Consider the following 24,367-nt stretch of genomic DNA (forward strand, 5'->3'; position numbering starts at 1 on the left):
GAACGTGGCCCCGACCGGGACTTCCGATCCGGGGCACGTTCGTCGTGCGGGCGTTACCGCTCGACGATGGCGACCACGCCCTGGCCACCCGCGGCACAGATGGAGATCAGTGCACGGCCGGATCCCCTCTCCGCCAGCAGCTTCGCGGTGGAGGCGACGATGCGGCCGCCGGTCGCGGCGAACGGGTGACCCGCCGCCAGCGACGAACCGTTGACGTTGAGCTTGCTGCGATCGATCGAGCCGAGCGCGCCGTCCAGGCCGAGCCGCTCCTTGCAGTAGGCGTCGGACTCCCACGCGGCCAGGGTGGCCAGCACCACGGAAGCGAACGCCTCGTGGATCTCGTAGTAGTCGAAGTCCTGCAGGGTGAGGCCGTTACGGGCGAGCAACCGCGGCACCGCGTAGGTCGGCGCCATCAGCAGGCCGTCGGGGCCGTGGATGTAGTCGACCGCGGCGACCTCGCTGTCGACCAGGTGAGCCAGTACCGGAAGGGTGTGCTCGGCGGCCCACTCCTCGCTGGACAGCAACACTGCGGAAGCGCCGTCGGTGAGCGGGGTGGAATTGCCCGCGGTCATGGTCGCGTCGCCCGCTTTGACCCCGAAGACCGGCTTCAGGGTAGCCAGCTTCTCGACCGAGGAGTTCGGGCGCAGATTGTCGTCGCGGGTCAGCCCGAGGAACGGGGTGATCAGGTCGTCGAAGAAGCCGCGATCGTAGGCGGCGGCCATGTTCTTGTGCGAGAGGTAGGCCAGCTCGTCCTGCGCCTCGCGGGGAATGCCGAATTCCTTGGCCGTGATGGCGGCGTGCTCACCCATGGACAGACCGGTGCGCGGCTCGGCGTTGCGCGGTATCTCGATGCCGAGCATGCTCGGGCGCAGCTGGCCGACCAGCTTGAGGCGGTCCTTGTTGCTCTTGGCACGGTTGGCGTCGAGCAACCACTCGCGCAGGGCATCACTTACTCCGATCGGTGCGTCAGACGTGGTGTCGGTGCCGCCGCCCACGCCGGCCTCGATGCGACTCGCGGCGATCGCGTCACCGACGGTGACGATCGCCTGGAGTCCGGTGCCGCAGGCCAGCTGCAGATCGTGCGCCGGGGTGTAGGGGCTGAGTTTGCTGCCGAGCACGCTCTCGCGAATCAGGCCGTGCTCCCCGACCCGCTTCAGGACCGCACCGCCGACGACCATGCCGAGCCGCTCACCCTGCAGGCCGAAGCGGCTGACGAGGCCGTCCAGCGCGGCGGTGAACATGTCCTGATTGGAGGCATGCGCGTACGACCTGTCGGAGCGAGCGAACGGAATCCGGTTGCCGCCCACGATCGCGACCGGACGGCTGGTCTTACCGGTGTTGGTGGTGCTCTTCGCCGAACGAGCTTTGCTGGTCACTCGAGTCTCCAAGGTCTCGTGGATGGATGGCCCGGCGGCCCGGCGTCGGCGTGAAGGGTCCACGCAGATCGGCGCCCCGCCATGGTTGTTTACAACAAACTTACTCTGGAGTAAGTTTGTTGTCGATACTGTACCCCGCAAAAGTGCGCCAGCAGACCGCGCCGGGGCGACCCCAAACCGAGAGACAGAACTCAGAAAAGGTAGGAATAGTGGCAGCCAGCAAAAGCAAGGGTGCTCCCAACCTCTACGGATCGTTCGTACACTCCGCCCCCGGCGCGTTCCTGGCCGACAAGCTCGGCCTGCCGCGGCCGGAGAACCTGCGTCGCTACGTCAAGGACCAGCCGCCGCTGCCCGGTCCGGTGCTGATCGGCGGCAAGGGCCGCGTCGCCGAGCCGGTCCGCGCTCTGCTGTCGGACTACGCCTTCGCCGACGCGCCGAGTACCGGCACCAAGTACGGCGCCCTGGTGTTCGACGCCACCGGCATCGGCTCGATCGAGGACCTCTCGCAGCTGTTCGAGTTCTTCCAGCCCGCCATGCGCAGTGTCACACCGTCCGGGCGGATCGTGGTCATCGGCACCACCCCCGAACTGACGTCGAGCGTGGACGAACAGATCGCACAGCGCGCGCTGGAGGGCTTCACCCGCTCGGTCGGCAAGGAGCTGCGGCGCGGCTCGACCGCCCAGCTGGTGTACCTGCACCCGGAGGCGTCGGCCGCCGCCACCGGCCTGGAGTCGACCCTGCGCTTCCTGCTCTCGGCCAAGTCGGCGTTCGTCGACGGCCAGGTCATCCGGGTCGGAAAGGACGACGCGTCCGCCCCCGCCAGCTGGGATCGCCCGCTGGACGGCAAGGTCGCCGTGGTCACCGGTGCGGCGCGCGGCATCGGCGCCACCATCGCCGAGGTATTCGCCCGCGACGGCGCGCAAGTGATCGTCGCCGACATCCCGGCGGCGGGTGAGGCGCTGTCACAGACCGCCAACAAGGTCGGCGGCACCGCCCTCGCGCTCGACGTCACCGCCCCCGACGCCGCCGAGAAGCTGGCCGAGTTCGCCACCGAGCGGTTCGGCGGCATCGACATCGTCGTGCACAACGCGGGCATCACCCGTGACAAGCTGCTGGCGAACATGGACGAGGGCCGCTGGAACTCGGTCATCGACGTGAATCTCGCGGCGCCGCACCGGATCACCGAGGGCCTGGTGGCCAGGGGCGCGCTGAAGGAAGGCGGTCGCGTGATCGACGTGTCCTCGATCGCGGGCATCGCGGGCAACCGCGGCCAGACCAACTACGGCGCCTCCAAGGCAGGCGTCATCGGCATGGTCGACGCCGAGGCGCCGAAGCTGGCGGAGAAGGGCATCACCATCAACGCCGTCGCGCCCGGTTTCATCGAGACCGCGATGACCGCCGCCATCCCGCTTGCCACCCGGGAGGCGGGCCGGCTGATGAGTTCGCTGCTGCAGGGCGGCCAGACCATCGACGTCGCCGAGACCATCGCGTACTTCGCGAGCCCAGCCTCGAACGCGGTCAGCGGCAACATCGTTCGAGTCTGTGGGCAGAGCCTGATCGGGGCATGATGACGCAAACGATCTCGCTGACCGAACCGCCGAAGAACAGCAGTCTGTTCGTCAAAGCCGCGCTCGGCGCGGTGCCGGTGCCGCTGGTATCGGCGCGCAAGTCAACGGTGCCGGACCGCGCTGTCCAACTCGACGGGCTGCGCGTGGATCCGGATCACCTGGCCGCCTACTGCCGGGCGACCGGTTTGCGGTTCGGCGACGCGCTGCCGCTCACCTATCCGTTCATCCTCACCTTCCCGCTGGCTATGCAGCTGGTAGTTGCGCGGGACTTCCCGTTCGTCGCGGTGGGCGCGGTACACGCGCAGAACCTGATCGCGCGCACCCGCGACGTCTCGGTGAGCGAGCCGCTGGACATCCGCACGCACGTCGAGAACCTGCGCGAGCACCCCAAAGGCCTGCTCGTCGACGCGATCAGCGACGTGAAGGTGGGGCGAGAGCTGGTATGGCACCAGGTCACCACGTTCCTGCATCAGCAGCGAACATCGCTGTCGGGCGGCCCGAAGCCGGAGCCCAAGCCGGACGAGGTCCCACCGCCGCCGTTGCGCACGCTTCGAGTGGACCAGAAGACGATCACCCGGTACGCGGCCGCGTCCGGTGACCACAATCCGATCCACACCTCCGCATTGGGCGCCAAGGCATTCGGCTTTTCCAAGACGATCGCGCACGGCATGTGGTCGGCGGCGACCGTCCTCGGCGCCATCGAGGGCCGCATCCCGGAAACGACTACCTACGAAGTCAAGTTCGGCAAGCCGATACTGCTGCCCTCCACCGTGAACCTGTACGCCGACCAGGTCGACGGCGGTTGGGATCTCGCACTGCGCCACCCGAAGAAGGGCTACCCACACCTGGCGGCGACCCTGCGCTGAGCGAACCCGATCACCGGAGCCGTATGTCGATTCGCGTGAATCGGCATACGGCTCCGGTCATTTCCGTGCCCGGCCGGAATACGGGCAACCGGATCAGCAGTCACAGCCGCAGTCGCAGCAGCTACAGCCATCACCGCAGCAGCTACAGCCATCACCGCAGCAGCTACAGCAATCGGCACAGCCGCCATCGCACTCGCAGTCCTTGATCCAGGCGTCTCTGCGTTCACCGGTGCAGGGCTGGGTGTGGTCGGCGCAGCAGGCGTAACCAGTGCAGTAGGCGCCGAGGATGAGCGCGAGGGATTCACCGACACCTGGCCGGCGGGTCGGCGGGCGATGACCGGTGCCGCGGGCGTGCGCATGCGGCAGACCGGCGGTGTCGCGTGCGGCCGAGCAGGTGTGCGCGACGACCGCCCCGATACCGCCGCCGAGTCGTCGCAGCACCGAGGTCAGCGGATCGAGCAGCATCCAGCGCACGGTCGGCACTCGGCTGAGCTCGGCCGCCGCGATCGCCGCGCGCAGGCTCGAATTCGAGTGCCGCAGCAGGTCGTAGGCTTCGGGCACCGTGGTTCCGGTAGCCGCGAGCGGGTTGAAGTGGTTCCGCGCAAGATCGTCGTCATAGTCCGCGACGGCGTCGGCCAGATGTGCGATCCGGCCGAACTGCCAGCCCGCTTCGCGGAGCGCGTCGGCGTTATCCGGACGGTCGGCCAGCACGGCGGTGTGGGCGAAGAACTCCGACGCGCACAGTTGGGTGGGCGCGGTCAGCCGGGTCAGAGGGTCAGCTGACGGCGCCATCGCCGAACGCCAATGCGCCGACGCAGCAAGCGATTCCGGCATGAACCCGGTGGATGCACTCGAATCACGAACGGCAGACTGGCCTTTCGTGGCTTGCTCCAGGTGCACTTGGGTGCCGAGCGCGGCGACGAGCGGTTCGACATCGAGACCGATCCGCACGGCGCCCGCGCGCGCTTCCTCAGCCCAGCGGGTCGCCGCTTTGGCCAACGGCCTGCGAGTGAGCACGGCGACGTCCCCATCGTCCACGTGGTCGCGAATCTTCGCTGCCGCCAACAGCAACGAGGCGGTGGTTGCGAGCTGGACGCCAGGAGAGTCCGCGGTCGCTACCGACGCGCGTCGCATCCCGCGCAGCGGGCAGGGCGCGGCGGTGGTGCGTGCCGCCGAGCCGGACTGCACCTCGGTGAGCATGCTCAACACGAGCGCGTCCTTGTTGGTGGTGGCACGGGCGAGCTGACCGTGCCCGTCCCGCAGCCCGAGACACAACCCGCACAGATGCGTGCGCCACTCGTCCGCGTCGATTCCATACTTCTGAGCACCGTGCGCACACGGCCTGAGCAACCCGAACACTTCCGCCCCGTTTCTCCCGGCTCGCTCGAATGAGCCGGTCCGCGTTTCTGAACTTCAGCACTCTGGCAGGCTGGCGGCCCAGTGGCAACTGGTGCGTTCGCCAACGGAGGGGCGTGCGGACTACTCGGTCTTCTTCCGGCCGGCCAGACCGCGCCAGGCCAGGTCGTCGAGGAGGTCGACGGCCTCCGCGACCTCGATGCGGCCGCTGGACAAGCGGTCGGCGATCGCCTCACCCGCGCCGATCACGGCGACCGCGACAACGTCGAAGTTCGTACCCGGCTCCGCATGCTTGGCACTGGACTCGAGCAGCTTGGCGGTCAGCTCGATGACGCGCTCGCGAGCGTTTTCGATCTCCGACGCGAACGCTTGCTGGCCGATGGCCTGACGGTAGAGCACCTGCCAGGAGCGGCGATTGCGGTCGACGAAGCCGAGGAACCCCTCCAGTGCGGTGCGGACCTGCTCGTGCGGCGACAACAAGGGGTTGCCCGCGGGCGCGACGGACTCGATGAACCGTAGCCCCTCGCGCTGAATGCACGCACGGAAGAGTTCGTCTTTGGAGCCGTAGTAGAGGTACAGCATCGGCTTCGAAATCTTCGCCTCGGCGGCGATCGCGTCCATCGACGTGTCGTGGAAGCCTTTACGCGAGAAAACCTCCACGGCGGCGTCGAGCATCTGCTGCTCACGAACCGCCCGTGGGAGTCGCTTCGTTCCGCCCGCCATCCACACTCCTACCACATGGTGAATCTCATATATTACTCCAAGGTAAGTTCCGGGGGTCCGATTTGCTCTCCCCCCACCCGGCTTCGACGGGCGGCGCGCGTCAGCAGCGCGGCAGCGCACCCTTGAAAGTGGCCGTGCGCAGCACCGAGGCATCCACCTGCGCCATGGACAAGCGCCCACTCGATACGGCCTGTTCCAGCCGGTCGAGCACCTGGGGCACCGCGTCGGTGGTGATCCACAGGGCGTTGTCGGCACCGGCGAGCAGTGCGGCCTCGACCGCGTCCTCGATCGACATCCGGCTACTGATCGCGGCCATGCCGCCCAGGTCGTCGGTGAAGATCGGTCCCTGGAGGGGTCCGGCGCCGTAACCCCGGCCTTCCCGCAGCAACGCCATCGCCTGCGGGCTGATGCTGGCCGGAACGTTCGGGGTGGTCAGGCCCGGCACGTCCAGGTGGCCGACCATCACGGCCGCGCCCGAGCCGATCAGGTCGCGAAACGGCACGAGGTCGACGGTCTGCATCGCGTCCAGCGGCGGGGTACGGACCGCGCCGGTGTGCGAGTCACCGGAGCCGGAGCCGTGCCCAGGGAAATGCTTCATCACCGTGCCGACACCGACCTCGCGCATCGCACGGATGTAGGCGTCCGCGTAGCGGGTGACCACGGCAGGGTCGTCGGAGAAGGAGCGGTCACCGATCACCGCGTCGTCGGGCTGGCTGCTGACGTCGACGTCGGGGGCGAAGTCCACCGTCACGCCGAGGTCCTTCAAGGCCCGACCCCTGGTCAGGGTCGCGTCATAGAACTGCTCGGGGGTCATGGTCTGCGCGGTCACGCGAGCCGACGGCGCGGGCCCGATCAAGTCGCGGACCCGGGAGACGCGGCCGCCCTCTTCGTCGATGGTTACCATCAGCGGCACCTTGGCGGCCTGTTTTACCTGCGCGATCTCACCCGAACCGAGTAGCGCCTGGTCGGTCCAGCCACCGACGAAGATGCCACCGACCTGCTCGGTACGCACTACATCGGTGGCGTCCGCGCCGCCGGTGACGCCGACTGTCAGCAGTTGGGCCAACTTCTCGCGCGTCGTGAACTGCGCGAGATACCCCGCGGTGCAGTCCTGCCGAGCCGGGGATGTGACCGGCACGGCGGCGGCGGTCGTCGCATCCGGTGTGGTAGCCCGCGCCGATGTCGAATCGGTGGAGCTGCCGCCCGAGCACGCGGTCGCGACGGCGGCGAAAACGGCAAGCACGAGCAGAGGCGTCTTCCGCATGGGGATCAACGGTACTCGGGGGGTGATGGCGGAGCCCAGTCGCTACGTCCCTATCGAAACCAAGACCGACCGAGCGCGAGTTCGACCGCGTATGCGCAGGTCTTCCGTGTGCGCACTCGAGGTTCATGTGGCCTCGCTGCGGGTAATCCCGAGGTGTCGCCGGAGTCTCCCCTCAGGAGGTCATCATGCCCTGCGATCTGATGCTCATCGCCTACGACGGTTCGGAGAACGCCAAGCGGGCCATCGAATACGCCGGACGGTTCCTCAGTGCGAATCGGGCGATCGTGCTGACCGCGTGGGAACCCATGGTGCGCCAGGCCGCACGCCTCTCCGGGCTGTCCGGTGTCATGCAACCGGAATGGGTGCCCGACGACGAGATCGAGGATGTGGCTTACGTCGACGCCCGCGCCACCAACGCCGAGGGTGTGCTGCTGGCCGAGCTCGCGGGCCTGAACGCCGAGGCACGCACCGTCGAATGCACGACGACGATCTGGAACGCCATCGTCGAATGCGCCGACGAGTTGGATGCCGACATCATCGTCGCGGGCACCCGCGGCGCCACCGGTATCCGCGCCTTGCTGCACAGCAGCGTCGCCGACGCCGTCCTCAAGCACTGCCATCGACCCGTCCTTCTCGTCCCACCCGGCAAAACCACGTAATCCGCCGACGAGTGGCGCGCCTCGGCGAGGTCTCCGGCGTTTGCCGCGGCATGTGCCGCTCGTGAGATTTCGGTCGCTCTGGGCCGGGTGTGGAGCGCGGGCGGGGTTAGGGTCGGGGAACTATGGATGGATTCCTGCTCGCTCAGCCCGACAGCGTCGTGCGGGCTTACGGCAGCCGGGTCTCCTTCGACGAGGCGGACCGGGCGGTTGCGGCGCTGCGGGACAAGACGGCGGAGTTGATCGTCGGTGCGCTGCCCTTCGACCCGCGTCGTCCAGCCGCGCTGACTGTGCCCGAACGCGCCCAGCACACGGCAGGCCCCTGGCGGCAGGCTGCGCTTCCCGACCTGCCCGCGGTGCAGGTCGTCACCGAGATACCGAGCCCGGCAGAGCATGTGGCGCGGGTGACGAAACTGGTGGAGCAGCTGAATGACTCGGCGCAGCCGCTGCGCAAGGTCGTCGCGGCACGTTCCGTGCTGGCCGAGGCGCGGGCGGCACTGGACCCGGAACTGGTCGCCAGACACCTGCTGACCAGGCATCCCCATGCGAACGTCTTCGCGGTCGACCTGACGGCCGCAGGACGGACCGGGGCGACGCTGGTGGGCGCCACACCCGAGGTACTGATCACCCGCCAGGGCGACACGGTCACGCTCCGTCCGCTGGCGGGTACCCTGCCGCGGCATGCCGACCCGGATGCCGACACCGCGCAAGCCCGGGACCTGTTGGCCAGCACCAAGAATCGGGTCGAGCACGAGTTCGTGATCGACTGGATTCGCGAGCGACTCGGCCCGGTCTGCTTCGAGCTGTCCATTCCGGATGGCCCGGAACTGATCAACACCCACGAAGTGTGGCACCTCGCGACGCCGATCACCGGACGCCTGCGCGACGCCGCGACCACCGCACTCGACCTGGCCTTGTCGCTGCACCCGACACCCGCGGTCTGCGGCACCCCGACCGGCCTCGCGCTCGACACCATCGCGGACCTGGAGGAGGACCGCGGGTTCTATGGCGGAGCCGTCGGTTGGTGCGACGCGAACGGCGACGGTGCATGGGTGGTCGCGATCCGCAGCGCCGAGCTGTCGGCCGATGGGCGCACTGTGCGCGCGTATGCGGGCGGCGGCATCGTCGCGGCCTCCGACCCGCAGGCCGAGCTCGACGAGACCACCGCGAAGCTGCGCACCCTGCTGGGCGGACTGCACTGCACGCTGCCCGCACACTGAGGTCGAGTTCGGCGCCGTCAAGATCATTCCGGCCCACTGGTCCCGAATTTCTCGGCGTCGAGTTGCGACGCCCGTCGCGAGCCATGCGCGGCGCACCGAGGGGATTGCACAGCCTGAACGAATACAAAGACCGGACGCCCTGCTAGGTTGACCGAGAATGTGCCTGCATCGATGTATTGGAGTGCTCCGATGAAGTTTGCTGTCCCTGGTGTTGCGAGTGCGGTTGCCGGCGCCGTGCTGGGCGTGATCGGTGTTCTCCTCATCACCGTGGCGGTCCAGCAGAACTCGCGCCCGGACATCGACCGCAGCGGCGACAAGGACTCCTCGCTACTGAACACCGTTGAGTACGGCAGCCGCTGAGCCGCTGATCTCCGCTGCACCTGCCGACTCGCTCGGATCCTCCGCGGCGCCGGGGCAGCACAGCACTGCGCCGCTCGGTAGGCGCTGGTTCGCGGCGTCCCTCGTCGCGGCGTTTCTGCTGACCTTCGCACAGGCACCCGGACTCACGGTCGCCGACACAAAATACGACCTGGCACAGAACCCAATAGGCTTCCTGGAACGCGCGAGCCATCTGTGGAGCAGCCAGGCACCGATGGGCCAGGTGCAGAACCAGGCCTACGGATACTTCTTTCCGCACGGCGCGTTCTTCTCGCTCGGGCACGCGCTCGGCGTGCCCGCCTGGGCCACTCAGCGGATCTGGTGGGCACTGCTGCTGCTCGCCGGATTCTGGGGGATCATCCGCCTCTGTGAAACGCTCGGCATCGGCACGCGCGGGTCGCGCGTCGTCGCGGCGATCGCGTTCGCCCTGTCGCCTCGGGTGCTGACCACGCTCGGATCGATCTCGTCGGAAACGCTGCCGATGATGCTGGCGCCGTGGGTGCTGCTGGCGCCTGCCGCGCTCGGTATCGCCCATCGCGAGCGGCGACGAGGCGGCGCCGCATCGCCGGCGGGCAGCGCGTTGGCGCTTGCCCTGATGGGCTCGGTCAACGCGGTGGCGACGGTCGCCGCCTTCCTGCCCGCCCTGCTGTGGTGGGCGGCTACCTCGCCTGCGCTCGGTCCGGCGCGGGGCTACGGACGGACTACGTCCGACAGCGCACAACCTGCGGCTACCTCGCCTGCGCTCGGTCCGGCGCGGGGCTACGGACGGACTACGTCCGACAGCGCACAACCTGCGGCTACCTCGCCTGCGCTCGGTCCGGCGAGGAGTACGTCCGGCCGCGCTCGATGGGCGTCGTACCGCCTGAACCGGCACTGGTGGCGGTTCACGGCGGCATGGATTCCGTCGCTCGTGCTCGCCACGTTCTGGTGGGCGGTACCGCTGCTGCTGCTCGGCAAGGTGAGTCCGCCATTCCTGGATTACATCGAATCCTCCGGGGTGACCACGCAGTGGGCCTCGCTCGCCGAGGTGCTGCGCGGCACCGACAGCTGGACTCCGTTCGTCTCGCCGGAACGTATCGCGGGCGCGGTGCTGGTGACCCAGCCCGCGGCGGTGCTCGCGACCGGGTTGCTCGCGGCGGCCGGCATGGCCGGACTCGCCCTGCGGTCCATGCCGTGTCGCGGCAGGCTCGTCCTGATCCTGTGCGTCGGGCTGGTCGGGATCTGCGCAGGCTACGTTGGCGAGCTGGGCGGGCCTTTCGCGGAATCGGTTCGGGTCTTTCTGGATTCCGGCGGCGCCCCGCTGCGAAACGTGCACAAGTTGGAACCGCTGATCCGTATTCCCCTCGTGCTCGGCCTCGCCCAACTGCTGGCCAGGGTTCCGCTGCCCGGCTCGGTGCCGGTGCGGGTGTGGCGCGACGCGTTCGCGCACCCGGAGCGGGATCGCGCGGTCGCGGTCGCCGCACTGATCCTGACCGCGCTGGCGCTGTCCACGTCGCTGGCTTGGACCGGCAAGCTCGCACCGCGCGGTGCCTACGACCGGGTGCCCGCCTACTGGCAGCAGACCGCGGACTGGCTGCGACACAATGCCTCCGACACCCGCGCCCTTGTGGTGCCGGGCGCGCCGTTCGGCAGCCAGGTGTGGGGACTGACCAGGGACGAACCGCTGCAGGCGCTGGCGAGCACACCGTGGGCGGTCCGCGACGCGGTACCGCTCAACCCGCCCGGCACCATCCGCGCGATGGATTCGGTGCAGCGGCTGATCGCCGACGGCAGGCCTTCGGCGGGGCTGGCCGCGACGCTGGCCGAACAGGGCATCGGAATCGTGGTGCTGCGCAATGACCTCGATCCTGATACTTCCAGGTCGACGCGTCCGATGCTGGCGCACCGAGCGCTCGACGGCTCCCCCGGCTTGCGTAAGGTCGCCGCGTTCGGCGACCCGATCGAGTCGGTGGTGATCGCCGACGATCTGGTAGCCGACGGCGATCTGCGGCCCCCATATCCGGCGATAGAGATCTACCGAGTGGACACGAGTCCGCCGGGAACGCCTACCGAGGTGCGCGGCGGGACCGGCGCCCCGGACTCTTTCCCCGGCGCGTATACCGTCCCGCTCGGGCAGGTTCCCGTGGTGCAAGGCGGTCCGGAAGTGCTCGAACGACTGCACCGCGATCCGGAAACGGCCGAGACTCCCAGCTTGCTCGCCGCGGACGCGGCGCGGGCCGGACTGCCTGTCGGCCCGATCACGGTCACCGATACCCCGATGGATCGCGAAGCCGATTTCGGCCGGGTGGACAACCACAATTCCGCGCTCCGCGCTCCCGACGACGCGCGCCGCACGCACAATCTCGTACCTGATTACCCGGTGCCCGGCACCGAGCTGGTGCGCGGCGAGTGGTCTGGCGCGACGATCACCGCATCGAGTTCGGCCGCGGACGCCACCCAGCTCGGTGGCGCGGCGCCGGGCAGTTCGACCGCGGCCGTGGTCGACGGCGATCCGGCCACCGCCTGGATCAGTAACGGCACCGAACGCGCACTGGGTCAGTGGCTTCGGCTCGACCTCGACCGCCCGATCAAGACCGGACAGCTGAACCTGACCACCAGCTCGGCTGCCATCGGCGACCCGGTCAAGTGGGTCGAGGTGCGCACCGCCAACGGCACCGTCTCACTACGAGTGCCTGAACCTGGTGTGCCCGTTTCGGTTTCGCTGCCCGCGGGCACGACAGAATGGCTGACCATCACGGCCATCCGCACCGAAGGTGGTTCCCGCGGCGGACAATTCGGCATCAGCGAACTCGCCCTCAACGACTATTCGGTGCGTGACGCGCCGGTCCGGGTAGACATCCGGCATCGCACGGTACTGCCGCCCACACCGACGGGCGCACAGGTTCGCGCCTGGGATCTAGGGCAGGAATTTCCGGGCCGCAGCGCCTGCTTCGATTCACCCGACCGGGTTCGATGCAGCAAGGGCCTCGCGTTGGCTCCGGAGGAACCGGGAACGTTCGAGCGCACCCTGTCGGTACCGGAGCCGATGTCGGTGACTCCGGAATTGACGGTCCGCACCAGGCAGGGCCCGGCGCTGGAGGCGCTGCTGACCGACCACGGCCGGCCGGTAGCCCGGGGGAAAGCCGACGTCGGCGACCTCCGGGGGGCCGCGTTCGCCGCGACCGACGGCGACCCGCGCACCAGCTGGACCGCGCCGGAGGGCTCCGTCCGGGAACTGACCGCCGGCAGGCCGACGCTCACGATCGAACTGCCCGATCCCGCTCTGGTGACCGGATTGGAGCTGACCCCCTCGCTCGGCGGGCTGCCCGCGGCGCCCACCTCGGTGACAGTGAATCTCGGCGACGGCCCCCAAGTGCGTGAGCTGGACGAAAGTTCCCCGGGTGCGCCGACCCGAATCTCTCTGCACCCCACCATGACCGACCGGGTCGAACTCAGCTTGCGCACCTGGAAGCCGGTGCTGGACCAGACCGCACTCGGCTTCGTGCAAACGCAGCCGCCCGGCCTCGCCGAGGTGGCGGTGCTCGGCCCGGACTACCCCGAACCCGCACCGCTCGGCCGCGAGATCACCGTACCGTGCGCGCTCGGCCCCACCATCAGCGTCGGCGGGCGGGTCCTGCATACCACCGTCGTCGGCACCGCCGACGAATTGCGTTCCGGCGCTCCGGTTCCAGCTCGGGTTTGCGCGAACGACTCCACCGCCGACGAACTCGTCGAGCCGGATACCGCGCCTGACGGCGAGTTCGTCCTGCCGCAGGGCCGGGCCGACGTGACGGTCGGCCCGACCGACCTGTTCTTCGTCGATCGGCTGCGCATTGATCGCAGTCGACCGGAGGCCACAACGCAGGGCAAACAGTTTCTCTCGCCGAGCCAGACCGACGTGACGGTTGCCCCCACCGGCCCGTTCTCGGTCGATCCGCTGCCCATGGACCGCACCGAGCTGACTTCGCCCACGCCGCGACAGTGGGACGCGAATAGCCGCCTACTCGTGCTGCCTCTGAGCACAAATGTCGGTTGGCGTGCTACGACGCCGGATGGGCGCGTCCTCGAACCGGTGGTGGCCAATGGCTGGCAACAAGCGTGGCTGCTGCCCGCCGACGTCACCGGCCCGGTCACGGTCTCCTTTCCTGCCGACCACTGGTACCGACTCGGCATCTTCGGCGGCCTGCTGCTGCTCCTTCCGCTCGCGGTCCTCGCCATTCCTCGCCGCGCACGGGTGCAGAAACAACCTGCTTCCGCCTCCGGTCGCGCCGTCGACACGCAGGCGGAGGAGCTGGGCACAGCAACGGATTCGGCACCGCGCACCTGGGGAAGATGGTGGCCGGCAGCGGTCGGGCTCACCGCCGCGACCACGTTGATCGCGGGCCCGGTCGGCACCGTCGCGACGGTGATCGCCTTGGCCGCGACCCGTTTCGCTCCGCACATCGCTCCACGCGCACTCGTCATCGTGGCGGGTGTCGGCACGGCGTTGTCCGCTACCGCGTTATCCACCGGGCCGTGGCGCTCGCCCGACGGTTATATGGGCGGGTCGCTGCTTGCGCAGTTGCCCGCCCTGCTCGCGGTCGTCGCTGTGGGGGTCGCGGCGCTGCCCCGCCGACGAGGCGCTGGTTAGCGCCCGCGGATCGCCGAACGGATCGCGAACGCATCAAATTCGCCGGGTGCCGCAAAGGCGCTCGTTGCTAACGTGATCACGCGTGAATGCCTGTGCCGAATGCGGTTTCGTCTACAACTTGGCTTCCGCGGCCGACGTGCCGTCACTGGCGCGGGAGCACGAGCCGGACCTGATCGCGGAGATCCGCGAGCTGTGGCGTGGCACCCTGCGCCCGGTCCGGCCGGAGTCGCTGCACCCGGCGCTGCGCGACCAGCTCCGGGACTTCCTGGCGACGGTCGGGTTGCCGCAGGAGAACTGCTGGGACGCCACATTCTTCCACGACCGGCCGCCGCGCGAGCCGCTGCAGGTCGAAGGCCGTGGCCTCGTCGTGGTGGGGGACGACCACGGCATGCCCGTCGCCGTCGACACGGCCGAAGGGTCGGTGTGGTCCGTGGTGCCCGGCGTGCCGCGACCGTTGCGCTTACTCAACTCCTCGCTGCCGGTGTTCCTCTACGCCTTCGGGCGCGTGGACGCGCTGTCGCGCGCTGTCGTGGACTCCCGGCTGGTCGAAGGCTTGCGCAACGAGTTGGCCGCGCTTGACCCGCCGTCGATGGCGGCGGGAGCGACCCAGTGGCCGGACTATCTGGACGAGGTGGCGGGATGAGCTGGTTGCGACAAGGCGGACCGGGACCCTGATGTTCGCCTAGCCCGAGCCGCAGGAGCGTTCGCCGCGTGGCTCGCGCGGCACACCCTGCATGAACTGCGCCACCACCTGCTGGACATGCATCGACAGCTGGATAGCTGACGCCGCGAGACCACCGATCATGGCGCGGGTTCGATGACCGGGGCCTGCTTCGTCCGATCTCTGCCGCGAGCCCAGCGGCGGACCGGCTCCTCGACCAGCGCGTAGCTTGCGGACGCGACGGGAAGGGTGATGGCGACCGTGAGGATCAGGACGTAGCAGAAGTCTCCTTGGAAGGGGAGAATTCCGAACACCGGGAACACGATCGACAGCACCGCGAGATGCCAGATGAAGATGCCGTAGGACCAGCGTCCGATCGTCGCGGCCACCGGCGATTCCAGCCAGCGGTGTTGTTTCGACCGACCTGCAAGCAGTCGCCAGCGGTGCGGTCGCGCCGCCGGGTCCCGCAGCACCAGCGGCGCGAGCAGAGCGAACCCGATGATCGTGCCCAGCCCCATCTTCACCACGTATTGCCACGGTTCGGCGCGGGTGAGCCCGGCTGGCCCGGCCAGATCGGTCGCCGCGAGCAGGAAGGCGAGCGCCGCGACTGCCCACATCAACGGCTGGTTCGCCGCGACCTTCCACCAGTTCGATAGCCTCACGCTATTATCGGCCAACTCCGCTAATAGCATGCCCGCCGCGAACCAGGGGAGATAGCCGGGCAGCCAGTTGTCGGCGTGGATGGCGTCAGGCGTAGGCACCGGAATGAAGTTCCACCCCAGGCTGATCACGCCGAGCGCGAGAATCACCGGCACCCGCAGGCGCGCCGCGGACCCACGCAACCGGACCAGCGCGAACGCCAGTACGGGCAGCACCAGATAGAAGGCGACCTCAACCGAAAGGCTCCACATCTGAGTCAGCCCGTCGGTGAGTGTCAGTGGCACGAACACCTGCAGAAGCGCCAGATTCGACACCCACACCCGCAGGCCCGCGGTTCCGGCCGCGCTCGGCAGCAGCACCAGCACCGCGCATACCACCACCCAATACGCAGGCAGGATACGCGCGGCACGATGCCGCAGGTAGTAACCGACCGACGGCGCGCTGCGCAGTCCACGCGCCGCTGCCGCGTGCGGGCGCCACAGCAGGAATCCGGACAGCGCGAAGAACACCGCGACCGCCATGTCGAACCGCCCCCACACCCGGCCGATGACCGGCGTGCCCGCGGCTCCGGTCTGAAAAGCGACATGGGTCACCAGCACTCCGAGCGCCGCCATGCCGCGCATGCCTTCCAGCGCGGGCACGAACGCGCGCGAGCGCACCCGTTCGGTCGCGGGGGCGGCGGGCAGAGTCGCGGTCATCAGGCTCCAGTCTGTCTTGCCGATCCACAGGTGATAATTCGGCGTTTCAGATCTCACGCTAGACTCGGGCGATTTCTCGGCCGTTTCGGCCTCGACGCCGCATGCTACGACATCGGACTGTTAGTGTCGGGGCTCACGAGTGCCGCGGGCGTGCCCGCAGCACTCGTCGGAACGTCCTGTGTTCTACGACGAGGAGAGTTTGCATGGCACTGAGTGCCGGTACCAGAAGGACGGTGGCCTGCCTGCTCGTGGGTCTCGGCGCGTTGCTGATCGTCGCCGCGCTGATGATTCCGACCTACACCGTCGGCAAACTGTCGAAAACTCCCCTCGACATCGAGATCACCACGATCGCGACGAACCAGCCGGGTGAGGACAGCCTCGTACTCGACGCCAAGTCGCTGACCGCGCCGGAGGGTTCGGCGAAGGTCGACACCAACGTTCCCCTGGTCTCGCAGCGGTTCCTCACCGTCGAAGACCCGGCCGACGCCAATGAGATGACGGTGCAGGCAGGCCAGACGCTGCGTCGCATCGACAAACAGGGCGACACCGGCCTGCTTACCGCGACCATCGACCGGGTGACCATCGACCGGGTGACCGGCATGCCGGTGGACAAGGAGCCCAACGGCTCCATCGCGGTCACCACGACCAAAGAGGGCGAGAACATCGCCGACCCGGTGCAGCACACCGGCCTCCAGTACCGGTTCCCGATCGGCACCGAGAAGAAGAGCTACCCGTACTTCGATCTCAACGCGCGCAAGACCTCGGACGCCAACTTCGTCGAGGAGACCGAGATCAACAACACGAAGGTCTACCACTTCCAGCAGTCGGTCCCGGCCACCAGCCTGTGGGACGTGGTGCAGGCGCCGACGAACCGGCTGAGCCTGCCTGCCGCCAAGTGGGGCGTCGAGGGCGGCGAGACCCCGGTGACCATGACCCGGTTCTACACCAATACCCGCGACATATGGGTTGAGCCCAAGACCGGCACGGTGATCAAGGGCAGCGAGCAGATTCACCTCTACTATGCGCGCAGCGCGGACAAGCCGGAGGTCACCGCACTGAAGTCGCACCTCGTGTTCGACGAGAACACCATCGAATCCCAGATCTCGGTGGCCAAGGAGAACATCGACAAGCTGTCGCTGTACGGCCGGATCATGCCGATCGTGTTCGGCATTCTCGGCGTGATCGCGCTGATCGTCGGCGTCTTCCTCGGTCTCCGTGGCGGGTCGGCCCCGGCGCCGGCCCGCCCCGGCGGCGTCCCGAGCCAGCGTCCCAGCGGATCGGCTCCGAAGCGTGGCACTCCGAACCGCGGTGCCGACGATGCGCCCACCGAGCAGATCAGGATCACCAAGCAGCCCTGATCCCGCTGAGCAGTACCGAATTCGGCTCCCCCGTCATCGCGGCTGGGGAGCCGAATCGGTTTCATGGGCAGGTTCTGGCCGCCGTCAGTGATTACGCGACCAGGTGGCGAACCGGAGCCGGCCGGCGGGATCGGCGGTGCGCAGGACGATTACGGCGACCAGCAGAGTCGTGGTCGCCGCGACCGAAGCGGCCGTCGTGATGAGAGCGGGAACCGAGCGGGCGAACGACACCATCAGCGTGACCTCGACGGCCAGCCCCAACCAGGTCAGCACGGCAAGCGCGGTGCGGTCCACGGCGATGGCCGAGAGCATCGCGCCCTGCAGCACGGCCAGGAGCGCGCCGTGCAGCGCGAACAACCACAGCAAGCCCTGGATCGGGGCATAGTCCTTACCCGCGAGTAGTGGGGCTAGCGGCGCGGCGAGCGCGGCGCCGAGCACCGCGACGATGCCTATCCCGCTGAGCACCGCCAGCGCGGCCCTGATCGCGCTCGCCGAGTGGGTCGGCTGGGCCATCCGCGGATACAGCACGACGCCGACGGCCTGCGGCAGCCAGAACGCGATCTTGGCGGCGATGGTGCCGAGCGCGTAGCGGCTGGCGTCCACGTCGTCGAGCACGATCCGGACCACGATGAGGTCCGCTGACGACAGCGTCATCAGCGCGGCCTGGACCTGGGCGGCTCGCAGGACCGGCAGCACGCCGACGGCCGCGACTGCCTCGTCCTCCCCGGTTCCGGCGCGGACCGGCGATCGTGGTGAACCCGCGACGGCCCTGGCGAAGAGCGCCGCCGCCGCGATCCCGAAGGCCGCCGCGCACAGCGCCGGGGCCGCACCGCCGCCCAGCGCCAGTACCACAAGTGCGGGAGCGACCCTGGCGATTCCCGCCACGCCGAGCACCACACCCAAGGCCCGAAACCGTTTGCTGCCCTGCAGAATCCCTTGCTCCCCGGACAACACCACCAGCGCGGGTGCCGCACCGAGTGCCGCGGCGGCCGCGGCCACACCGACGTTCAGCGCGACAGTCACCAGTGGCACCAAGACTGCCGCGACCACGGCGACGATCACCGCGCACCGCCACCGCAACCCCCGCAGCGCCGCCCCGCCCGCCCCGCGGACCAGCTCTCTGGCCACCACGTTCTGCAACGCCAGCGCGGGCACCGCACACAGCAGCTGAGCCGCCAGCAGACTCGCGAACTCGCTGTACCCGGTGACCCCCAGCCACCGTCCGGCCAGCAATTGCAACAGATACCCCGCGACATTGGCGGTCATCGCCCCGGCCGTGACCAACGTCAGATCCGCCACCATAGGAAACCGACGGGCAGCAGACACGCCGCCCATCGTCCCACCCCGAACCCCCTTCACCCGCCCCGCCCCGCCGGACCTCGAGCGCCGTGTTCGTGCGGACGGTGCGTGGCGGCGAGCCGACCGACCCGACGCTCGTCTCTCCCCCCGCCCACCGACGACATCGGAGGGTGCGGGCAGGACGTAGGGTGCTCAGGCGTGAACGAGAGCGGTCAGAGGCGATGGGTTGCCGCGGTGTACAGCGCCGTGGGGGCACTGATCGTGGCCGGGCCGCTGCTGGGACCGGGGTATCTGCTGTTGCGAGACGCAGTCAGTACACCGCGGAGTTATCCGACCGATTCCGCGCTCGGGCTGGGCGACGCGGCGCCACGGGCAGTGCCGCAGGACGCCTTGCTCGCGACGCTGTCGCCCGTGGTGGACGGAGGGCTGATCGTCAAGGTGGTCCTGGTGGTGGCGTTGTGGGCGGCTGCGTACGGGTCGGCGGTGCTCGCTCGGGAACTGCTGCGGGCGTCGATCGGACCGCAGTTGGTCGCCGCGACGGTCGCGCTGTGGAATCCGTATGTGGCTGAGCGCCTTCTGCAAGGACACTGGAGTCTCTTGACCGGTTACGCGGCGCTGCCGTGGACCGCGTTGGCCGCCCATCGGATTCGTGCGGGGGATCGGGTCGGCCGTGGGTGGGGCGCACTCGCGGGGTCGCTCGCCGCCGCGGGGCTCACGCCGACCGGCGCACTGCTCGCGGGCTGTACCGCGCTCGTCCTGGTCCGACCGCGGCACCTGCCGGCGACACTGGCCCTGTGGATGGCGGCGTCGGCACCGTGGCTGACCGCGACCCTGCTGTCCGGCTCGGCCGCCGCGCCCTCCGATCCCGCGGGTATCGCGGCCTTCGCCGCGCGGGCCGAACCCGGTCTCGGGACGCTGGGCACCTTGGCCGGGCTCGGGGGAATCTGGAACTCGGAGGCCGTGCCGGATTCACGCATGACGCCGCTCGCGGCGATCGGGACGGTGCTGCTGTTGGTAATCGTCGCGTTGGGTGTGCGAGCGGTTGCCACCGATGCCGACGAGCCGGACCTCAGGCACGTCGGCCGCGCTCTGCTGCTGCTGGCCGCGGTCGCGATCCTGTTTCCCGCACTGGGCGCGACGACGTGGGGCATGCACGTGCTGGAGTGGCTGGTCGCGACTGTGCCCGGCGCGGGCCTACTGCGCGACACCCAGAAGTACGTGGCCTTGGCCCTGCCCGTCTACGCATTGTGCGCCGCGGCAGGATGCGCTCTGCTCGCCCGGCGGTTCTCGGCCGACACCACGCTGCCGACGACACCCGCGACCACGCCCAAGACGGCGCGCACGGCTGCGACGGCCACGGTCGCGGCGGTGTTCGTCGCGCTACTGGTGCTCCCGCTCTTCGACCTCGCATGGGGCGTCGGCGGAGCTGTTCAGGCTGTGGCCTATCCGAGCAGTTGGCAGCGGGTCGCCGAACGGGTCGACGGTCCTGGCAATATCGCGGTCCTACCGGGTGGGATGTTCCGGAAGTTCCGCTACAGCGGCGCCGCACCAGTGCTGGACCCGGCGCCGCGCATGCTGCCCAACGACGTGTTGCAGACCGGGAAGCTTCCGGTGCGCGGCCGGACCGTCGCCGGAGAGGGAACCCGCGCCGCAGAGGTGGAAACCCTTCTATTGCAGGGCGGTTCGGCCTCGGATCTGGGGCGCCTCGGAGTCGGTTGGGTGCTGGTCGAACACACCACCCCCGGACCGCTCGGCGCGTCGGCGACGACGCTCGCCCAGCTCGAGCCGAGGTACCAGGACCCGGAACTCGCGCTGTACCGCGTGCCCGGCGTCATCGAGCTGCGCGGATCATCGACGACGCACCGCGTCCTCGCGTGTGCCGCCCACTTCCTTTGGGGCGCGATTCTTATCGCCGGGCCGCTGATCGCCCTCGGCGCACGCGCACGATCGCGAACGAAAACCAGGGGGTAGCCGGATCATCGACCGCGCCCGTGCCGAAAACGGGACTTCGAGCTATTCGGTGAACGGTGCCATTCGGATCATATGCAGGAAGCCCGCGCTGCCGAGCCAGCGAACCCGGCCTTCGGGCACTGCTTTCGCCTCCGCTTCGAAAGCCGCGATCACGTGTCGCTTGAAGTCATGGCGTGGGTAGCGCCGCAGCAGTTCCGCGACCCAGTCCTGGTCCAGTTCGGCCAGGCGCGCGCCAAGGACGTCGACCGACGCGCCCGCGGAGACGAAGCCGCCGGGATCGCTGAGGTCGTCGGCGACGCCGGGGGTGATGTGAGCGGCGATGGCCGCGCCGATCGCGTCCGCGCGTTCGTGGGAAGCGCCTGCGCGCAGGGCCAGCGCGACGGCTCGTTCGCCACCTCTCACCGCGAAACACCTTCCCGGCGTGGGATGTTCGAGCTTTAAGTCGTGGAGCAGGCAGGAGACGTAGACCAGTTCGTCGTCATAGGCCACACCGTCCAGGTCGGCCAGCACCCGTCCGAAGTAATAGGTTCGGAGCGAATGTTCCAGCACATGCGGCGAAAGAAATTCGCGCGCTTCGGTTTCCGCCGCGATGGACAAGGCGGAATCGGGCCGCCGCAGGCCGGCGGGCTCGAGTTTGCCTCGGCCGCGGCGGCCCAACGCCAGCCGGACCCGGTTGAGCACCACCGCGGGCAGCGTCCGGGCGGTCTCGACGGCCAGCCTGCGGCGTTGCTCCTTGGACAGTGCACCACCGGTGCGGGTGGCCCATTCCCAATCCATGCCCGTCGGTGCGGCCACTGCGCTCAGCGTCCGACGACCGCGACCGGCTTCGGCCGTGGATCTCGAATTCGACTGCGGAGCAGGATTATCATTATCGCGGTCACGATGCCAGCGGCGAGCAGATAACCGGCAGTGATCGATGTCGCCCCCATTACGGGCCCGAATATCAGTGACGAGAAGAACTGGCCGACGAATGCGGCGGTTCCCGACAGCGACGTCGCCTGGCCGCGCTGTGACACGGGTGGTGTCTCGCCGATAAGCACTGTCACCGCGGGAAGCAACAGGCCGTAGCCGATGCCGAAGAGCGCCGCGGCGGCGAAGATCGGCACCGGGTGACTGCTCACGCCCAGCAACAGAAAAGTGCCCACCCAGCAAGCCACTCCCGTGCGCAGTACCGCATCGAATCCGGCGCGGGCGCGGATCCGCCCGTAGCCCAGACCGATCAGGCTCGAAGCGAGCGACAATAGCGCCATGAACAGGGAGGAGAAGACCGGCTGGTGGATCCCGATCTGCGCCAGCCGCTGCGGCACGAACACCACCAGGCTGAACATCATCAGTCCGATGCATGCCATCAGCGCGTTCCAGCCGAGCAGCGTGGGATATCGGCGCAACAAGTCGAAAGCGGACAACGGAGTGTGTCCCGAGAGCCGTTTCCGCTCATTCGGCATCAGGAGCAGGGTCGCCACGCCGAAGGGAATCCCTACCAGATAGATAGCGAATGTCGCGTGCCATGAGATCCCGCCGAGGAGCCCGGCCAGCATCGGCCAGATCACCCCGCTCGCGGTCACCGCCGCGGTGCGCCAACCCATGATTCGATCTTGTCGCGCACCCGATCCCGCAGCCAGCAGTGCCACCGTGGTGCCGCTGAAGACCGCGGCCGCGCCGACACCCAGCAGCATACGAGTGATGATGAGTGCTGGAAAGGAACTGGTCACCAAGCCGGCGCCGCCGGCGGCACCGTACAGCACAAGTCCAGCGCCGAGCGGGATACGCACGCCCCAGCGATCGATCGCCCTGCCCACCAGCGGGCTGGTCACCGCGATCAGGGCGCAGTGCGCCGTGGCTACGAAACCTACCGCCGTGACACTGATTCCGAACTCGTTGCGGATGAGTTCGAGGACCGGCATGACAATTGCGCCCGCCATCATGCCCAGGGTGGAGGCGAGCAACAGCACCAGCAGCAGACCGCCGGATACGCCGGGCTGCGGGGCCGTCGGCGGATCAATTGCGTATTCTTCGGATGTTTCCGTGGTCATCGCAGTGAAAGGTCCCGTTCCAGTTCGTCGACCACGAACATCGGTTCCACCGCAGCGCGGATCTCACGCATCCTGGCAGCGATCGGCTCAACCGTATTTGCCTCGATGAACAGGTATGCGGCGGCACCGATGGAGCCCAGTCCGCCGCCGTACACATCACCCTCGTGGACCCGCACGTCCGCGCGCAGGACTCCGGGTAGACCCTCTAGGTCGGCCTGTGCCGGTACCTTCCGCACCTGTCCCGGCGCCAGCGGCACACCGACGACGGCGACAAAGGGGTGGGTACGAGCGCGTGCGCGGGGCGGCTCACGGTCGACCGCGATATCGACGCCGGCGCGAATCGTGTTGACGCCGAACAAGATCTCCGAAAGCAGCGGTAGCGCGGCGCCGCCCGCTCGACAGGCGATCTCTCCCAAAACGTAATCACCGGCACGGGTGCGGAAGATCTCGCAGTGCACCTGTCCGCTGGTGAGGCCCATGACCTCGATCGCGCGCAGGGTCAGACCCCGCACCGCCCGTGCGGCCGGATCGGCGGCGGGTAGCGCGATACCTTCCCAGACATTGCCGGTATCGATCGCATCCAAGACTGTGACGGGGTATTGAGTGGTCAGCGTCAGGTACGGCTCTGCCTGCCATACCACGATGTCACAGCTGAACTCCGCATCGACGTCGATGCAACGTTCGACCAGGAACCCGTCGCGGGCGGCGGTCAGCCCGTCATACACACCGGACGCTTGCAGCATCCGCTCGGAATCCCCGGCCGGAACCCGACCGTCGAACTTGCCCGCGGCAACGAATTCGTCCAGTTGCCGGGCCGAGGTGACCTTTGTGGTGCCCAGCGCGCAGAAACCGCGGCGCGGCTTCACGACAACCGGCCACCCGATCTCCTCTGCCGCCTGCGCGGCCTCGGCGAAGCTGTGCGCCACCGCCCATCGCGCCACCGGAACTCCACCCTCACGCAGGCGACGCTTCATCACCGCCTTGTCCGTGAACGCGATCGCCTGATCCCAACTTTGCCCGGGCAAACCCAGCAGTGAACGCAGGAAACCCGCTGCGGCGATGGTGAGTTCGTCGGTGCCGATGACCCGGGCCACCGGCAGCTTCGCGACCACGGCGGCGAGATCGTTGTAATCGGTCCATGACGCCACCGGATGCAATGGCACATCCACTCCGGCGGCGCGCCAGAGATGTCCGGTTTCGGCCGGAATCAGGAGGTGCACGGGGCCCTCGATCCGCTGGAGGAACAGCGCGGCGATGGGGGGCCTCGACGCAACAACAAGAGTAACCACGATTTTGAACCTTTGATGAAGCGAAAATGTTCGATACGTGCGCAATTCACCCCCCCGAGGGCCGATACTTACGGCGTCCGCAACACCTCCAATCGTCGATAGCCAACTCTTCGCCGAAAGCTAACTGTGCACTAGCTAGGTTTGATCAATGAGATGCGCGGCAGTGGCGCGCGCTCCAATGAAGAAGTCATCGCCGACCGGACCCGACGAGCGATCCGTCGAACACCTGGATGCACGTCGAATCACGCCCCCAGAAACATCATTGGCGCGAGCGACCGGAGCGGTCACGGATGTCATAGGAGGACTCTAGATCAGATGACCTACAACGCCGGCCGACGCCTCTTCCCACCGTTGGGGTCAGATGGTTGCCTTCCTACGACGA

18 protein-coding genes are annotated in these 24,367 nt (G+C 68.5%); 9 read left to right on the top strand and 9 right to left on the bottom strand.

Annotated features, from left to right (window positions below; translation table 11 throughout):
* Positions 1-53: 53 nt before the first annotated feature.
* A complete protein-coding gene (locus tag OH799_RS23185) occupies positions 54-1,376 on the bottom strand; it encodes an acetyl-CoA C-acetyltransferase (RefSeq protein ID WP_406267805.1) in 1,323 nt (440 codons plus the stop codon).
* Between the two features lie 209 nt (positions 1,377-1,585).
* On the opposite strand from OH799_RS23185, the gene OH799_RS23190 reads away from it, so the two are divergent.
* Together OH799_RS23190 and OH799_RS23195 are read left to right on the top strand one after the other, a co-directional pair.
* Positions 1,586-2,944, top strand: coding sequence for a 3-oxoacyl-ACP reductase (locus tag OH799_RS23190; protein ID WP_406267808.1), 1,359 nt, complete (start codon positions 1,586-1,588; stop codon positions 2,942-2,944).
* Entirely contained in the window at positions 2,941-3,810 is an 870-nt protein-coding gene (locus OH799_RS23195; protein ID WP_406267811.1) for a MaoC family dehydratase, read from the top strand. The genes OH799_RS23190 and OH799_RS23195 overlap by 4 nt, the downstream gene beginning before the upstream one ends.
* 93 nt (positions 3,811-3,903) lie before the next feature.
* Here the strand turns inward: OH799_RS23195 and OH799_RS23200 are convergent, their stop codons facing one another.
* The 3 genes from OH799_RS23200 to OH799_RS23210 form a co-directional block, all read right to left on the bottom strand.
* Positions 3,904-5,169: a DUF5685 family protein gene (locus OH799_RS23200; protein WP_406267814.1), complete on the bottom strand. Its 1,266-nt coding sequence runs from the start codon at positions 5,167-5,169 to the stop codon at positions 3,904-3,906.
* Between the two features lie 120 nt (positions 5,170-5,289).
* Positions 5,290-5,889, bottom strand: coding sequence for a TetR/AcrR family transcriptional regulator (locus OH799_RS23205; protein WP_357259198.1), 600 nt, complete (start codon positions 5,887-5,889; stop codon positions 5,290-5,292).
* A 100-nt stretch (positions 5,890-5,989) separates the two neighbouring features.
* A complete protein-coding gene (locus tag OH799_RS23210; protein ID WP_406267818.1) occupies positions 5,990-7,153 on the bottom strand; it encodes a glycoside hydrolase family 3 N-terminal domain-containing protein in 1,164 nt (387 codons plus the stop codon).
* Between the two features lie 185 nt (positions 7,154-7,338).
* Between OH799_RS23210 and OH799_RS23215 the strand changes: the two genes are divergently transcribed.
* The 5 genes from OH799_RS23215 (at position 7,339) to OH799_RS23235 (ending at position 14,659) form a co-directional block, all read left to right on the top strand.
* On the top strand, positions 7,339-7,812 hold the full coding sequence (locus OH799_RS23215; RefSeq protein ID WP_406267821.1) for a universal stress protein: 474 nt from the start codon (positions 7,339-7,341) through the stop codon (positions 7,810-7,812).
* A gap of 122 nt (positions 7,813-7,934) precedes the next feature.
* Complete coding sequence (locus OH799_RS23220) at positions 7,935-9,029, top strand: isochorismate synthase MenF (protein WP_406267824.1); 1,095 nt, start codon at positions 7,935-7,937, stop codon at positions 9,027-9,029.
* 189 nt (positions 9,030-9,218) lie between these two features.
* Positions 9,219-9,389 carry a DUF2613 domain-containing protein gene (locus OH799_RS23225; protein WP_357259186.1) on the top strand — a complete coding sequence of 57 codons (171 nt, stop codon included), beginning with the start codon at positions 9,219-9,221 and terminating at the stop codon, positions 9,387-9,389.
* Between the two features lie 7 nt (positions 9,390-9,396).
* Positions 9,397-14,016: an alpha-(1->3)-arabinofuranosyltransferase gene (locus OH799_RS23230; RefSeq protein ID WP_406282413.1), complete on the top strand. Its 4,620-nt coding sequence runs from the start codon at positions 9,397-9,399 to the stop codon at positions 14,014-14,016.
* Between the two features lie 82 nt (positions 14,017-14,098).
* Complete coding sequence (locus OH799_RS23235) at positions 14,099-14,659, top strand: SUKH-4 family immunity protein (protein WP_406267827.1); 561 nt, start codon at positions 14,099-14,101, stop codon at positions 14,657-14,659.
* 158 nt (positions 14,660-14,817) lie between these two features.
* On the opposite strand, the gene OH799_RS23240 is transcribed toward OH799_RS23235, so the two are convergent.
* Positions 14,818-16,035, bottom strand: coding sequence for an acyltransferase family protein (locus OH799_RS23240; RefSeq protein WP_406267829.1), 1,218 nt, complete (start codon positions 16,033-16,035; stop codon positions 14,818-14,820).
* Positions 16,036-16,238: 203 nt separating this feature from the next.
* Here OH799_RS23240 and OH799_RS23245 point away from each other — a divergent pair, with 203 nt between their 5' ends.
* Entirely contained in the window at positions 16,239-17,393 is a 1,155-nt protein-coding gene (locus OH799_RS23245) for a DUF3068 domain-containing protein (protein WP_406267832.1), read from the top strand.
* Positions 17,394-17,477: 84 nt separating this feature from the next.
* Here OH799_RS23245 and OH799_RS23250 read toward each other — a convergent pair whose 3' ends face one another.
* The gene (locus tag OH799_RS23250; RefSeq protein ID WP_406267835.1) at positions 17,478-18,728 is read right to left on the bottom strand and encodes a polysaccharide biosynthesis protein; all 1,251 of its coding nucleotides are present in this window, start codon (positions 18,726-18,728) and stop codon (positions 17,478-17,480) included.
* A 162-nt stretch (positions 18,729-18,890) separates the two neighbouring features.
* Here OH799_RS23250 and OH799_RS23255 point away from each other — a divergent pair, with 162 nt between their 5' ends.
* The gene (locus OH799_RS23255) at positions 18,891-20,663 is read left to right on the top strand and encodes a hypothetical protein (RefSeq protein WP_406267838.1); all 1,773 of its coding nucleotides are present in this window, start codon (positions 18,891-18,893) and stop codon (positions 20,661-20,663) included.
* A gap of 42 nt (positions 20,664-20,705) precedes the next feature.
* Here OH799_RS23255 and OH799_RS23260 read toward each other — a convergent pair whose 3' ends face one another.
* The 3 genes from OH799_RS23260 to OH799_RS23270 are packed head-to-tail and all read right to left on the bottom strand — an operon-like array spanning position 20,706 to position 23,985.
* A complete protein-coding gene (locus tag OH799_RS23260) occupies positions 20,706-21,440 on the bottom strand; it encodes a phosphohydrolase (RefSeq protein WP_406282416.1) in 735 nt (244 codons plus the stop codon).
* A gap of 23 nt (positions 21,441-21,463) precedes the next feature.
* Positions 21,464-22,696 carry an MFS transporter gene (locus tag OH799_RS23265; protein WP_406267840.1) on the bottom strand — a complete coding sequence of 411 codons (1,233 nt, stop codon included), beginning with the start codon at positions 22,694-22,696 and terminating at the stop codon, positions 21,464-21,466.
* A complete protein-coding gene (locus OH799_RS23270) occupies positions 22,693-23,985 on the bottom strand; it encodes an acetyl-CoA carboxylase biotin carboxylase subunit family protein (protein WP_406267843.1) in 1,293 nt (430 codons plus the stop codon). Before OH799_RS23270 ends, OH799_RS23265 begins: the two co-directional genes overlap by 4 nt.
* Between the last annotated feature and the right edge of the window lie 382 nt (positions 23,986-24,367).

Source organism: Nocardia sp. NBC_00881, from assembly GCF_045207455.1.
Classification (GTDB): Bacteria; Actinomycetota; Actinomycetes; order Mycobacteriales; family Mycobacteriaceae; genus Nocardia.